The following is a 14,416-nucleotide window of genomic DNA, read 5'->3' on the forward strand; positions in this document are numbered from 1 at the left end:
TAAACAATAATTTACCGCCTCATCCGTGCAACGCACGGATAGCTGCGATAGCAGCGTAGACAGACATCTTGGCAAACGGATGCTTGCATACGGATGGCAAGGTGTCTGGCAGAGGCGGTAACGAGGAAACTGCGAAGCAGTTTTCGAGTCTATCAGCGGCTTAGAGGTCGATGTCGGATACTTCAAGCTCGCCGGACATAAGACGAGGAAGCAATGTATCTCTAATATTTGCAAGATTTGCCGATTGCTTTTCATTTTCTTGCATTTGAGAATACATAGGGGTTACCGTTTCTTCAAAAATGCTCAGGGTTTCATCATCGGGAACATATAGCGGCATTGCATTTAGAATGTTGGTTGTCATACTTGGCACAGCAGAGCCAGCATTCAACGAAGCAAGGTCTTTGCCTTTTACAAAGTGATACACAAATTTTGCAATATTAGGACGAAGCATTTCGGTGTAGAACATTGTATCCACCGACCAAAATGCACCGTTAACATACATAACATTGTTAAGTGTACCTTTACGAGGGATAAGGACCGATTCGCCAGTATATAGTGGCTTCTCTACATATCGCATTATGCCACCAGAGCCATATACAGGATAACATCCGCCATCAAGTTTCTTATGGTCTTTACCGTATTTTACTGCAACTAAATCAGAAAGCTTTCCTTCTTTCCAATTAGGATTTTGGTTTTCTATAAACATTTGCTGATAAATTGCCTGAGCTTGTTGCTCTAAATTATTGTTTACCATAAAAATATAACGCAAAATACAGGAGGTTGAACATGTCAAATTTATTTACAGAGGATACATATGAACAGGCAATTATTGAATTGTTTGAAAATATGGGCTATGACCACCTCTACGCTCCGGATTTTGATAGAGATTATACCAGTCCGCTTCTGGATTCTATTCTGAGAGATAGTTTGGTTCGTATCAACCGTGGTCTGCCTGTAGAAGCCGTTGATGAGGCATTGGCCAAATTGAAGAATTTCGATACAGGAAGCTTGTTGCAGAAGAATATGATATTTATGGATTATCTGCAAAATGGCATTACGGTTAAGTTCTTTGTGAAGGGCGAGGAGCAATCATCTATTGTACGTTTGATTGATTACGCAAATGCAAAGAATAATTCTTTTTATGTGGTAAATCAGTTTACATTCCTTGAAAACGGAAATAACCGTCGTCCGGATATTATTTTATTTATTAATGGATTGCCTCTTGTTTTGATGGAGCTGAAGAGTCCGGCGAAGGATGAAGTGGGAGCGGAGAATGCATACCATCAGATTCGTAATTATATGCAGGATATTCCATCTATCTTTTATTACAATGCAATCTGTGTAATTAGTGATTTGTCTACGAATAAGGCTGGAACGATTACTTCCGGATTGGATCGCTTTATGGAATGGAAAACAAAAGATGGTAATTACGAAGATACTGCGTATGCGTCCTTTGAAACTTTTTATGAGGGTATGTTCCCAAAGGAACGTTTACTTGATATTTTGAAGAACTTTATTCTTTTCTCAGGCGTTAGCAATAGTCGTTTCAAAGTATTAGCAGGATACCATCAATATTTTGCAGTTCGCAAAGCAATCGAGAAAGCAAAGGTAGCAACTAAGACCGATGGTAAGGGTGGTGTGTTTTGGCATACACAGGGATCTGGTAAGTCATTATCTATGGTTTTTTATGCACATTTATTGCAAGATGCATTAGATAGCCCGACCATTGTAGTTATGACAGACCGTATTGATTTGGATGATCAGCTTTATGCACAGTTCTCACAATGCGCAGATTTTTTGCGTCAGACACCGGTACAGGCAGAGAGCAAGGAACATTTGAAGTCACTTCTTGATGGCAGAAGTGCGAATGGAATCATATTTACTACGATGTTTAAGTTTGAGCGTGGAGAGAAAGCCTTATCGGAACGTAGAAATATTGTTGTTATGGCAGACGAGGCACATCGTGGGCAGTATGGTTTTGATGAGAAAATCGTTATGTCAGAGAATGAAAATGGTGAAAAGGAGGCACATACGGTAATCGGTAATGCCCGTGTTATTCATGATGCATTGCCGAATGCTACATTTATTGGCTTTACTGGTACACCGATTTCAGCTAAGGACAGAAATACTCGTGAAGTGTTTGGTGACTATATCGATGTTTATGATATGACGCAGGCCGTGGAAGATGGCGCTACTCGTCCAGTTTATTATGAAAGCCGTGTTGTTCATCTAAAGTTGGATGAGAATACGCTGGCGTTAATTGATTCCACTTATGATGTCTTGGAACAACAATCCGATGCGCAAACGATCGAGAAGAGCAAAAAGATGCTTGGCCAGATGGAAAGTGTACTTGGAGCGGATTCTACGATTGAATCTCTTTGTGATGATATTGTTGAACATTATGAAAAATATAGAGCAAATCTTTTGACAGGTAAAGCTATGATTGTGGCGTATTCTCGTCCGATTGCAATGAAAATTTACCGCCGTATTTTAAGAATCAGACCTACATGGACAGAGAAAGTAGGTGTGGTTATGACTGGCGGCAACAATGACCCGGAAGATTGGAAAGAGATTATCGGAACCAAAGCGCACAAGGAAGAGCTTGCAAGGAAATTTAAAGATAACAATGATCCAATGAAAATAGCTATTGTTGTAGATATGTGGCTTACCGGATTTGATGTGCCTTCTTTGGCTACTATGTATGTTTACAAGCCAATGCATGGATATAATTTGATGCAGGCCATTGCCCGTGTTAACCGTGTATTCAAGGATAAAGAAGGTGGATTGATTGTCGACTATGTTGGAATTGCATCAGCTCTAAAGACGGCAATGAAAGAATATACGAAGCGCGATCAGTCTAAATACGGTGACATGAACATTGCAAAGATGGCCTATCCGAAGTTTCAGGAAAAGCTACAAGTCTGCAAAGATTTGTTGCATGGCTTTGATTTTAGCGGGTTTGTAGGTGGTTCTCCGCTTACGATGGCTAAGCTCATTACAGGTGGTGTAAACTTTATTCTCGATGCAAGTGTACCAGAAAGAAAAGATTTGTTCTTGAAGGAAGCTATGCTTTTGAAACAGTCGCATTCACTTTGTTCCAGTATGACAACAGAGCAGGAACGGCATGAAGCGGCTTACATGGAGGCTTTGCGATCTACGGTTATTAAGATCACTTATGGTGGTAACGGTGGAAAGAGCCTGTCGCTCACCGAGATTAACGATCAAATCAATGAACTTTTGAAAGCGGCAGTACAGAGTGAAGGCGTCATCAGCTTATTTGACAGCAGCAAGAGTGGTGGTGAAAATTTTAGCTTGTTTGATCCGGCTGTCTTGGATGAAATCTCTAGAATGAAAGAAAAGAATATAGCTGTTGAGATTTTGAAAAAACTTATGGCTGAGCAGGTAGCTCTTTACAAGAGAACTAATGTGGTGCAATCACAAAAATTCTCAGAAAAGATAGCGCAACTGATGAACTCTTATTATAATGGATTAATCACCAATGAAGAAGTTATTAAAGAACTGTTGAAAACTGCGGAGGAAATTGCAAATCTCTACAAGAATGGCCAGAAGCTGGGTCTTTCACAAGAAGAACTTGCATTCTATGATGCTCTTACAAAACCAGAGTATATCAAAGATTTTTACAAGAATGATGAATTGATTGCTCTGACAAGAGAACTTACAGAAATGCTTCGTAAGAATCGTACCATCGATTGGCAGAAAAAAGAAACAGCTAGAGCGCAGATGCGTAAGATGGTTAAAAGACTCCTTAAGAAATATAAGTATCCTCCGGAAGATTATGCTTTTGCAATAAGTACAGTAATTAGTCAGTGTGAGCTTTGGACAGATAATGCGGAACCACGAAAAGAGGAAAAGCTCTATAAATATGTGTCTGAAATAGAACTAAGCAAGGTGGCAGAAGATACAGTTTCTTACGGAGAAAAGTAGTAATGGAGGTGCGACATGGATGCACGTAAAGGCAATATCTATGAGATATTAAATGGAAATAAACAGTTTTTGATTCCAGTTTATCAGAGATTTTACAGCTGGGATATTGATCAGTGTAAACGACTTTGGAACGATATTGTAGAGATGCAGAGAAAAGGTAAAGCGGGTCATTTTGTTGGATCTATTGTTAATATTGCTGAGCAAGCGATGCCAACAGGTGTTCAGAAGTATATGATTATCGATGGGCAGCAGCGAATGACTACGTTAACTCTTCTTCTCCTAGCTTTGCGCGATTATGCAATAAAGAATCCTAATGACACAACAATTAATGCTCGTCGTATAGATAATATGCTTCTAAAAAATGAGTATGAAAATGGTGATGAACGGTATAAGTTACTGCTAACCGAAACAGATAGGGATATTCTTATAAGCCTTGTTGAGAAAAAGCCAATTGCAGAAGGTACTCGATCAAGGTTGATTGAAAATTATAACTTTTTCGATAAGAAGCTAGCCGATAAAGAAATTCAGCCAGCAGAGGTATACGAATCAATTGGAAAATTACAGATTGTTAATATTACGTTAGACCGTACCGTAGATGATGCACAGGCAATTTTTGAAAGCTTGAACTCTACGGGTAAAGAACTTTTAGAATCTGATTTGATTCGTAACTATGTTTTGATGGGACTTGAGCCATCTGAACAAACTTATGTATATGAGCATCTTTGGCGGCCTATGGAACAACTGTTTATTTACGAAACGCAAGGATCTGTAATGGATGCTTTCTTCCGCCATTACTTGACCATGAAGTTTTCTCGTATTCCAAAGCAGGGACGTGTATATGAAGAGTTCAAGTTGTATCACTTGAACTGCGAATTTGGAAGTATTAGAGAACTTTGTCAAGATTTGCTGGAGTATGCAAAATATTATACTAATATTGTATTTAAGCGGAATTCTGACACGGATTTAAGGAGGTTATATGAAGATATTATTGATTTGAGAATGGAAGTATCTTATCCGTTCTTACTGAAGATTCATCATGACTGTACCGAAGGACTAATAACATCAGATGAGTTGAAGGAAATTCTGGAACTTTGTATTAGCTATGTTCTGAGACGTGCAGTTTGCGAAATTCCGACTAATTCGATGAATAAAACATTTGCAACGTTGAAGAATTATATTAAACCAGACGATTACCTGAATTCTGTTAAGGCATTCTTTGTAATGCAGGATACTTATAAAGAATTTCCAGATAACGATAAGTTTGAAGGTGCATTCGTAAACCGTGATATTTATAATATGCGTGCGAGAAATTATATTCTCAGTCGATTGGAAAACTTTGAAAACAAGGCTCCAATTACTATAGAAAATTACACCATTGAACATATTATGCCGCAAAACAAAAACCTTTCTTTGGAGTGGCAAACTAATCTTGGCCCTGAGTGGCAGGAGGTTCAGAAAAAATATTTACATACAATTGGCAATCTTACTTTGACTGCATATAATTCCGAGATGAGTGACAGGCCTTTTTTGGATAAGATGGATATGCTAGGTGGATTTAAAGAAAGCGCACTTAGGATTAATAAATATGTGGTTTTGCAGAATGAATGGAATGAGACACACATCCAAGAGAGAGCAAATGAATTAGCAAAGAAAGCAGAAGTTATTTGGCCATATCCTGCTTTAACAGCTACAGAACTAGCACCATATCAAGCAGAAGAAAAAACAGTGCAGAAGTATTCCTTAGAATCATATGATGTTAATGCCTTTACAAGGATGCTGTTTGAATCTTTGGATAAACGTATTATGAAATTATCTCCAAGGGTGAAGAAGGAATATAAAAAGTTGTATGTTGCTTATAAGCTAGATACCAATTTTGTTGATATTGTATTCCAGAAACAAAGATTGCGCATTTCGATTAATATGAAGTTTTCAGAGCTTAATGATCCTAACGGTATCTGCAAGGATATTTCAGGTTTAGGACGCTGGGGAAATGGTGACGTAGAATTGTTTATGGAGCATCAGGATGAATTAGATCAAATCATGGAAATTGTGAAGCAATCCTATGATGCACAGGCAGAAGGGGGAATAGATTGTGGTTTAGCGATTAACATTCTATAGGACTCAGCCACTTTTGTATAGTGATAGGTGTCACATCAATTGTAACCCTACAACGAAAAATAAAAAAATCAAAGAATCCCCTTGCATAGGGGATTCTTTTGTGTTATTCTATGCTAGTGTGTTTTTGCACGCAATAGAATCAATTAATCACATGTGCGGATTGCGCGAAGGTGCCTGACAGCTCAAGGTCTCGCGTTTGGAAGTACATGGAAGCAAAAAAACCAAATGGAGGTAAACAAAATGAGCGTTATTTCAATGAAACAGTTACTGGAAGCAGGTGTTCACTTCGGACATCAGACAAGAAGATGGAACCCTAAAATGGCAGAGTACATCTACACAGAGCGTAATGGTATCTACATCATCGACTTACAGAAGTCTGTAGGCATGGTTGATACAGCATACAATGCAGTAAAAGATATCGTTGCTAACGGTGGTAACATCCTTTTCGTTGGAACAAAGAAGCAGGCTCAGGACTCTATCAAGGCAGAGGCAGAGCGTTGTGGTATGTTCTATGTAAACGAGAGATGGTTAGGTGGTATGCTTACTAACTTCAAGACGATCCAGACTCGTATCAAGAGATTGAAAGCAATCGAGACAATGGCAGAGGATGGTACTTTTGATGTTCTTCCTAAGAAGGAAGTTATTGGCTTGAAGAAAGAGTGGGATAAGCTTGAGAAGAACCTTGGCGGAATCAAAGATATGAAGAAGATTCCGGACGCTATCTTCATTGTAGATCCTAAGAAGGAGAGAATCTGCGTTCAGGAGGCACATACATTAGGTATTCCTTTGATTGGTATCGCTGATACAAACTGTGATCCGGAAGAACTTGATTATGTAATTCCGGGTAACGATGATGCTATCAGAGCCGTTAAGTTGATCGTATCTACAATGGCTGATGCAGTTATCGAGGCTAATCAGGGTGTTTCTATGGATGACACAGAAGCAGCAGAGGATGCAGAGTAATCTTTAACAGGAAAATGGAGGACGAGTGAAATGGCAATTACAGCTTCACAGGTAAAAGAATTAAGAGAAATGACCGGTGCCGGCATGATGGATTGTAAGAAGGCACTGACAAATACGGATGGAGATATGGATGCAGCAGTAGAATGGCTCCGTGAGAACGGTTTGGCAAAGGCTGCTAAGAAATCCGGACGTATTGCAGCAGAGGGTATGGTTGCAGTTGACGTATCTGAGGATGGCAAGAGCGCATCTATCGTAGAGGTAAACTCTGAGACAGATTTCGTTGCAAAGAATGAGGTTTTCCAGCAGTATGTTAAGGAAGTTGCAGCACAGGCTAAGGTTACATCTGCAGCAAATGTTGAAGCTTTCTTGGCTGAGCCATGGGCAGCAGAGGCAGGACAGACTGTAGAAGAGAAATTAAAAGCTATGATCGCTAAGATCGGCGAGAACATGAACATTCGTCGTTTTGAGAAAGTTACGACAGATGGTTTAGTTGTTTCTTATATCCACGCTGGTGGTAAGATCGGTGTATTAGTAGTGGCCGACACAGACAGCGACAGCGATGCTGTAAAAGAGTGCTTGAAGAATGTAGCAATGCAGATTGCAGCTTTGAATCCAAAGTATGTATCATCTGATGATGTTGATGCAGATTACAAAGAGCATGAGAAACAGGTACTTCTTGCACAGGCTAAGAATGATCCTAAGAATGCAGGTAAGCCGGATGAGATCATTGAGAAGATGATCATTGGTCGTCTCAACAAAGAGCTTAAAGAAGTATGTTTGTTAGAGCAGCCATATGTTAAGGCTGAGAACAAAGAGAATGTTAAGCAGTATGTTGAGGCTGTTGCAACAGCTGAGGGATGCAAGCTTAATGTTACAAAGTTCGTTCGTTTTGAGACTGGTGAAGGTCTTGAGAAGAAGGAAGAGGATTTCGCAGCAGAGGTTGCAGCACAGCTTGGCTAATCATTAGTCAGACCGGAAATGATCTTATTGAACAAGAGATCAATATGGTAAATGATACCCCATGAATGCATAAACGATATGTGTTCATGGGGTTTTTTACAATATAGGAAATTTTTCATTTTCTATATTGTAAAAAAACGCTTTGCAAAGATGCGACTGTCTTGTAGCCTGCGTCACAGGTTCTTATAGAGCGTGAAAGGTAAGAGTAAGCTCTTGACACGATATCATATCGTGGTAAAATAACAATATATTAACAATAATTGGGCAAAGCAGGTGAAAGTCTGTGACGCAAAGCTATAGGGCCTTTGAAATGGCAGCCAGTTGCACAAAGATGGAATTGGTTAAAAAGGGTGCAATGGTAGTGTGAATTGCATCTTTTTTCTTTATAGCGATTAAAGTATCAAAAGATAACTCAAACTTCGCACAGAAAAATGTTTAGTGTTCTATGACATAATAAGCAATATGTGATGATATGATAATATTGGATGTGTATAGTTTGAACTTGTCAGAAGATAATGGCGTAATGTACAAAAGGGGGGAGTGAATTTATGGAAAATATTTTAGTTCAAAAATTAAAAGAATACAGAATGTTGTATATATTCTGCATGTTAGTACATATTGTTCTTGCTGTGGAGTTTAACCGCTTGCAGTTGTACGTGTTATTTGGATTTAATATTTGCAGTGTTATTATGTATTTTATGGGTACGATCTGCATGAGAAGAGAGAGGCATGTTAAATTTTGGCTGATCGCAGCATTTATCGAGATTATAGCACATGCGGTGTTGTGTAATCTTTATTTGGGATATGGATATGGCTTTTGGCTATATGTTGTTGCGCTGATTCCGGTAATCTATTATGTGGGATTTTCGAGTGACAGTTGGCAGAGGGGAGTAGGCAGCTATAATGCACTGACGATCATAGCAACGGTGATCACCGTTATATCGTGCTTTGTGTCCAGAGAAAGTAATTTAGTATCGAGTGCTTTCCATGTTTTGTCAATTCGCGTTCTTGCCATTAATTTGTCGATGTGTATGGCAATGTTAATTTACGAGACGATGTTGTTTGTGTATGCGATCAAAGAGCTGTTTCAAAATCTTCAAAATAAGAATGAAGATCTGCAATTTTTAGCTAGTTACGATGCATTGACCAAGCTTCGCAATCGTCGCAGCATGGGAAAAGTGATGGAGCAGTATGAACAAGATGGAACACCGTATTGCATGATACTAGGAGATATTGATGACTTTAAGCGTATTAATGACACTTATGGTCATACATGTGGGGACATTGTACTGCAAAAGATTGCAGAGATCATACAAACCCTGGTAGAACCATATGGTGTGGCATGTCGATGGGGTGGAGAGGAGATTTTGATTTTGCTACATGGTACGCCGGAGGAGGGATTAAAACTTGCGGAACGTATGCGCGAGACAATCGCACAGACAGCAGTTATGTACAAGGGAATACGAGTAAAGGTGAGTATGACCTTTGGCTTTGGCAGTGGTGCAGAAAGCAGGATGATTGAGAAACTTGTCACAGTAGTAGATGCCAGATTATATATTGGCAAAGAAAATGGAAAAAATCAAGTAGTGTCTAAAAGTTCAATTTAATAACAAAATTGAACTTTTCCCCGCAATGAGTTTAAGAAAAAACAAAGATCTGCATTGCTTTTGAACGTCGGGTGTGCTATTATAGCAACATATTGAAGTTCGAGACAGCAGAAATGACATAAAATTGAACTTTTTTACATATAATGTTCTGCAAATTGAACTCGGTAGATAAATAAAAGATTAGATAGCAGTGTAGCAGTTTCGACTGTGGAATTGCACCTGGAGAAAGGAATGAGAATGTTTATGGAACGGACGTTTGCAGAACGGCTGCAAGACGCTATGAGACAGCGCGGGTTCAAGCAGGTAGATCTTGTACGCGAAGCGGATAAATATGGCGTCAAGCTTGGAAAGAGCCATATGAGTCAATATGTGAGCGGAAAGACAGTGCCGCGAGCGGAAATTCTTCGTTTTCTGGCAAACTGTCTGCAGGTAGACGCAGACTGGCTCTTGACGGGAGAAGGAGACAGCCGGATGGTAGAAGGAAATACCATCCATAATGTGGGTGAGAAAAACACCGCTCGTAAAGCAGAAGACAGAGAGAGTGCAGAAGGAAAAATTGAGGGGAAAGTATCCTGGAAAGGATCAACCCAAAATAGAGTGAAATCAGGAGGAAGTATCATGAGAGAGTTTATGAAGTCATCCAAATTAGATAATGTATTATATGATGTAAGAGGACCGGTTGTTGAGGAAGCAAATCGCATGGAGGATGCCGGGACACAGGTTCTTAAATTAAATATAGGAAATCCTGCACCGTTTGGTTTTCGTGCACCGGATGAGGTGATCTATGATATGCGCAGACAACTTGCAGACTGTGAGGGATATTCGCCGGCAAAAGGAATGTTTTCGGCTCGAAAAGCGATCATGCAGTATGCGCAGTTGAAACATATACCAAATGTTGCTATAGAAGATATTTATACGGGAAATGGTGTTAGTGAACTGATCAATCTCAGCATGTCTGCTTTGCTCGACAGTGGGGATGAAGTGTTGGTGCCATCACCGGATTATCCATTGTGGACAGCGTGTGTGACGCTGGCAGGAGGTACTGCCGTGCATTACTTATGCGATGAGCAGTCAGAATGGTATCCGGATATTGAAGATATCCGCAAAAAGATCAATGACCGCACAAAGGCGATTGTCATTATCAATCCGAACAATCCGACCGGAGCACTCTATCCGAAAGAAGTGCTGCAGCAGATTGTAGATGTAGCGAGAGAACATCAGATCATGATCTTTTCGGATGAGATTTATGACCGTTTGGTGATGGATGACGAAGAGCATGTTTCAATCGCATCACTGGCACCTGATCTGTTCTGCGTGACGTTCAGCGGCTTATCAAAATCGCACATGATTGCCGGTTTCCGTGTAGGCTGGATGGTTTTAAGCGGCAACAAGGCGATGGCAAAAGATTACATTTTGGGCTTAAATATGCTTTCTAATATGCGCTTGTGTTCGAATGTTCCGGCACAGTCCATTGTTCAGACGGCACTTGGCGGCCATCAAAGTGTGCAAAATTACATTGTGCCGGGTGGGCGTATTTATGAGCAGCGAGAGTATATTTATAAGGCGCTCAATGACATCCCGGGAATTACTGCTGTCAAACCAAAGGCTGCCTTTTATATTTTTCCTAAAGTAGATACGAAGAAGTTTAATATTGTGGATGATGAAAAATTTGCATTGGATCTGCTTCGGGATAAGAAGATTTTGATCATTCATGGCGGTGGATTTAACTGGAGTGAGCCGGATCACTTTCGTGTGGTATATCTTCCTCGGATTGAAGTGTTGGAAGAATCCATTCATAAGATGGAAGAATTCTTTAGTTATTACCATCAATAATTATGTGCCTGCAGGGTGATCGTAGCAAATTTTAAACCTTAAAATTTGTAGTAGTTTTTTCAAAAAAAGTGTTGTATAATTAGTCAGATAATATGTGATCTGATATAGGAAATCTATGTACGAAATCATATTCGTATATTCTTTTCTATATTGAGTGATGGGTGGCAGATGCACTATTAGAAATGAGGAAAATATGAAGAAAAAGACGGTTGCCGTTTGTATGGCAAATATTGATGAACAATATAATGATGTCTTTTTACACCGGTTTCGTAAATTTGCGGAAGAAAATGACATTAATCTGCTTTATTTTTATTCGTTCAGTGCGTTTTATTTTATGGATTCGCATGATATCGGAGAGCGGAAAATATATCGTTTGATCAACTATGATATCTTAGATGCACTGGTTATTTTTCCAGTGACTATTTTGGATGATGATATCTTAACCGGGATTGTGAATGATGCAAATCAAAAGGGTATCCCGGTTATAGCAATTGATCGTGAATTAGAGGGATGTATCAGTGTTTGCATTGATGATCTTGAAGCAATTTATAAGATTACATCGCATATGATCGAAGAGCATCATGTGAAGAATATTAATTTTATTGCAGGATGCAAAGGAGAAAGCTGCTCAGAAGCTCGCATTGAAGCGTATAAGAGAGCTCTGCAAGATCATAATTTGGAAGTGGACGAGCGGCGTATTGACTATGGCGATTTTTGGAATGGGCCAACATTAGAGGCTATGCAGCGGTTTGTTGATAGTGGTATTCCTATGCCGGAAGCGGTGGTGTGCGCCAATGATGTTATGGCATTGGCAGTGGAAGAGTTTTTGGAGCAGCGTGGTTTTCAGGTGCCGGAGGATATTATGATCACCGGTTATGATGGCATCCCGGAGGCTGTCAATCATCAGCCGCATATTGCAACGGCAGGGCGTGATATCACAGAAGTGACACGACAGGTGTTTGACATTTTGAAAGAGCTTTTTGACGGCAAGACATTTCCGGACAATTATATTCATAAGATTGATGCAAATCTACAATTGTACGGAAGTTGTGGATGCGAGAGAGAAACGGTCAAGAATCAGAATGCTTTGGTTCATTCGTTGTGCTTATGGCAGGCAGAGATGAAGTATTTTATGATGGATCAGATCCGTATGTCAGCGTCACTTACAAAGGCAACGAACTTTGCTGAAGTGTTTGATGGTATTATGCAGTCAACGGCTAAGTTAAACAACGAATATATCATGATATGCATTGTGGATAATTTCATGGACGAGGAAGAATTTTCCGATATTGTGGAGAATAGTATGGCACAGCATACCGGATATTCCTCGCGAATGAATCGTGTACTATACCGCAAACATGGTGTATGGCAGGGAATGATCGATTATAATACAAATGATCTTTTGCCGGATCTGGATGAGATTTTGGACGACTGTGGAAGTCTTTGCTTCTTTCCGCTGCACATTCATGCGCAGACGGTAGGTTATGCTGTTATTTCGATTGATGAAGATACAGCTGACATTATTCGTTATTATGAGTTTTTCTTGAATGTGTGCAATGCATTAGATATGTCCAAGACACAGCGGAGACAGCAGACGATCATTGAGAACTTAGAGAATAAATATGTCCATGATCCGTTGACAGGTTTGTTTAACAGACGTGGTTTTTATATGAATATCAAATCAGACTTTGAGAAGTGTGTAGAGGAGCAGCAAAAGTTCAAATTGCTTTCGGTTGACTTAAACGGTCTGAAGGTGATCAATGATACGTATGGCCATGCAGATGGTGATATTGCAATATCGACGATTGCGAAGGCTCTGCAGGCATCTGGCGGAATGAATGACTGCTGTGCAAGATTTGGCGGTGACGAGTTTATTGTTGCCGGTCCGGAGAATGATAATGACACCGGAGAGTTGTTGATCGAGAAGGTGCATCGATATCTGGACGAGTTTAATGCATCTTCCGGTAAGCCATATCAAGTAGATGCAAGTATCGGATTGGTTTCTTTGAAACCGGATCGATCAATTTCGCTAGAGGAGATTATTAAAGAAGCAGACGAGAGGATGTATCGCGAGAAAGTAAAATATCATAAACAACGTCAGTAATTGTGTCATTTATTGTTTATGTGTAAGGAAGCTGCAGAGTTTTTGAAATAAAGTGAATGATATAAGAGGTCGTATTCCATGGAATACGACCCCTTTTTGAAAAGCCGAAATATTACCGCTATGAAACCCACACTTATTGTTTTCGGAAGATCCGTAAAATGATTAACACCCGAGTAGTTCCTTTGAATCTAATACAATGGTGAAAGGACCGTTGCCAACCAGCGATACATGCATATGTGCACCAAAAGATCCATGTTGTACGACATCACAGTAATCGTTTGCTTTGGTAAGCATGTATTCATAGAGAGCTTTTGCGTGCTCCGGTTTACCGGCTTCCATGAAGGAAGGGCGATGGCCCTTTTTACAGTTGGCATATAAGGTGAATTGGGAGACGAGAAGCAGTTCTCCACCAACATCGGAGAGTGATAGATTGGTTTTTCCGCTTTCATCGTCAAAAATACGCATTTTGAGTGCCTTATCTAGCAGTTTGTCTGCTATGTCTGTGGTATCTGTGTCACTGATTCCCACAAGGATCAGAAGCCCTTTGCTGATCCTGCCAATGATAGCCTCATCGACGGTTACTTTTGCTTCATCAACACGTTGTATCACTAATTTCATATTTTTTCTGCCTTTCTTTTTTTCTCAAACTGCGCACTTCAAAAATTATCATGTTGTCACATATTGCTTATTATGTCAAAGAATACTAAGTAACGTGACGTAGCGCATCGTAGCGAAAGCGTCCCGTCCAAAAATCGATGATACCTTGCTAGACCGGGACCTCTCAGACAATCCTTCAGGCATGTATCCATCAGAGATGTAACAAAATAAGAAATCACCCAAAAACTCTGCGTTCTGCGGCAATTATCTTAGTTCTCTGCCGACAGAA

General features: G+C 39.9%; 9 protein-coding genes, 1 pseudogene and 1 riboswitch. Of the genes and pseudogenes, 8 read left to right on the forward strand and 2 right to left on the reverse strand.

Translation table 11 applies throughout. The annotated features are described in order from the left end of the window. Positions 1–160: 160 nt before the first annotated feature. Entirely contained in the window at positions 161–754 is a 594-nt protein-coding gene (locus DXB73_RS02530; RefSeq protein ID WP_118690048.1) for a restriction endonuclease subunit S, read from the reverse strand. Between the two features lie 32 nt (positions 755–786). Here DXB73_RS02530 and DXB73_RS02535 point away from each other — a divergent pair, with 32 nt between their 5' ends. The 8 genes and pseudogenes from DXB73_RS02535 (at position 787) to DXB73_RS02565 (ending at position 13,530) form a co-directional block, all read left to right on the forward strand. Beyond that, complete coding sequence (locus DXB73_RS02535) at positions 787–3,945, forward strand: type I restriction endonuclease subunit R (protein ID WP_118690049.1); 3,159 nt, start codon at positions 787–789, stop codon at positions 3,943–3,945. Positions 3,946–3,960: 15 nt separating this feature from the next. After that, positions 3,961–6,063, forward strand: a complete 2,103-nt coding sequence (locus DXB73_RS02540; protein WP_118690050.1) for a DUF262 and DUF1524 domain-containing protein — start codon at positions 3,961–3,963, stop codon at positions 6,061–6,063. 240 nt (positions 6,064–6,303) lie between these two features. Then, a complete protein-coding gene (rpsB, locus tag DXB73_RS02545; protein WP_022026253.1) occupies positions 6,304–7,026 on the forward strand; it encodes a 30S ribosomal protein S2 in 723 nt (240 codons plus the stop codon). Positions 7,027–7,056: 30 nt separating this feature from the next. Further along, complete coding sequence (gene tsf, locus DXB73_RS02550; RefSeq protein WP_118690051.1) at positions 7,057–7,986, forward strand: translation elongation factor Ts; 930 nt, start codon at positions 7,057–7,059, stop codon at positions 7,984–7,986. 253 nt (positions 7,987–8,239) lie between these two features. After that, positions 8,240–8,315: riboswitch (cyclic di-GMP riboswitch) on the forward strand. A 219-nt stretch (positions 8,316–8,534) separates the two neighbouring features. Further along, complete coding sequence (locus DXB73_RS02555) at positions 8,535–9,593, forward strand: GGDEF domain-containing protein (RefSeq protein ID WP_118690052.1); 1,059 nt, start codon at positions 8,535–8,537, stop codon at positions 9,591–9,593. Between the two features lie 243 nt (positions 9,594–9,836). Next, positions 9,837–10,043, forward strand: a pseudogene (locus tag DXB73_RS15130) (aspartate aminotransferase); the annotation flags it as partial. Positions 10,044–10,211: 168 nt separating this feature from the next. Beyond that, positions 10,212–11,426, forward strand: a complete 1,215-nt coding sequence (locus DXB73_RS02560; protein WP_182434067.1) for an aminotransferase class I/II-fold pyridoxal phosphate-dependent enzyme — start codon at positions 10,212–10,214, stop codon at positions 11,424–11,426. 193 nt (positions 11,427–11,619) lie between these two features. Next, complete coding sequence (locus DXB73_RS02565; protein ID WP_182448177.1) at positions 11,620–13,530, forward strand: GGDEF domain-containing protein; 1,911 nt, start codon at positions 11,620–11,622, stop codon at positions 13,528–13,530. A 162-nt stretch (positions 13,531–13,692) separates the two neighbouring features. On the opposite strand, the gene dtd is transcribed toward DXB73_RS02565, so the two are convergent. After that, the gene (gene dtd / locus DXB73_RS02570; protein WP_118690054.1) at positions 13,693–14,148 is read right to left on the reverse strand and encodes a D-aminoacyl-tRNA deacylase; all 456 of its coding nucleotides are present in this window, start codon (positions 14,146–14,148) and stop codon (positions 13,693–13,695) included. Between the last annotated feature and the right edge of the window lie 268 nt (positions 14,149–14,416).

Origin of the sequence: Clostridium sp. OM05-6BH (assembly GCF_003481635.1) — a bacterium.
Taxonomy (GTDB): Bacteria; Bacillota; Clostridia; order Lachnospirales; family Lachnospiraceae; genus Butyribacter.

Bases quoted from the DNA above. Each gene is read 5' to 3' on its own strand.
- DXB73_RS02530 (WP_118690048.1), bottom strand. From the start codon at position 754: ATGGTAAACAATAATTTAGAGCAACAAGCTCAGGCAATTTATCAGCAA.
- DXB73_RS02535 (WP_118690049.1), top strand. From the start codon at position 787: ATGTCAAATTTATTTACAGAGGATACATATGAACAGGCAATTATTGAA.
- DXB73_RS02540 (WP_118690050.1), top strand. From the start codon at position 3,961: ATGGATGCACGTAAAGGCAATATCTATGAGATATTAAATGGAAATAAA.
- rpsB (WP_022026253.1), top strand. From the start codon at position 6,304: ATGAGCGTTATTTCAATGAAACAGTTACTGGAAGCAGGTGTTCACTTC.
- tsf (WP_118690051.1), top strand. From the start codon at position 7,057: ATGGCAATTACAGCTTCACAGGTAAAAGAATTAAGAGAAATGACCGGT.
- DXB73_RS02555 (WP_118690052.1), top strand. From the start codon at position 8,535: ATGGAAAATATTTTAGTTCAAAAATTAAAAGAATACAGAATGTTGTAT.
- DXB73_RS02560 (WP_182434067.1), top strand. From the start codon at position 10,212: ATGAGAGAGTTTATGAAGTCATCCAAATTAGATAATGTATTATATGAT.
- DXB73_RS02565 (WP_182448177.1), top strand. From the start codon at position 11,620: ATGAAGAAAAAGACGGTTGCCGTTTGTATGGCAAATATTGATGAACAA.
- dtd (WP_118690054.1), bottom strand. From the start codon at position 14,148: ATGAAATTAGTGATACAACGTGTTGATGAAGCAAAAGTAACCGTCGAT.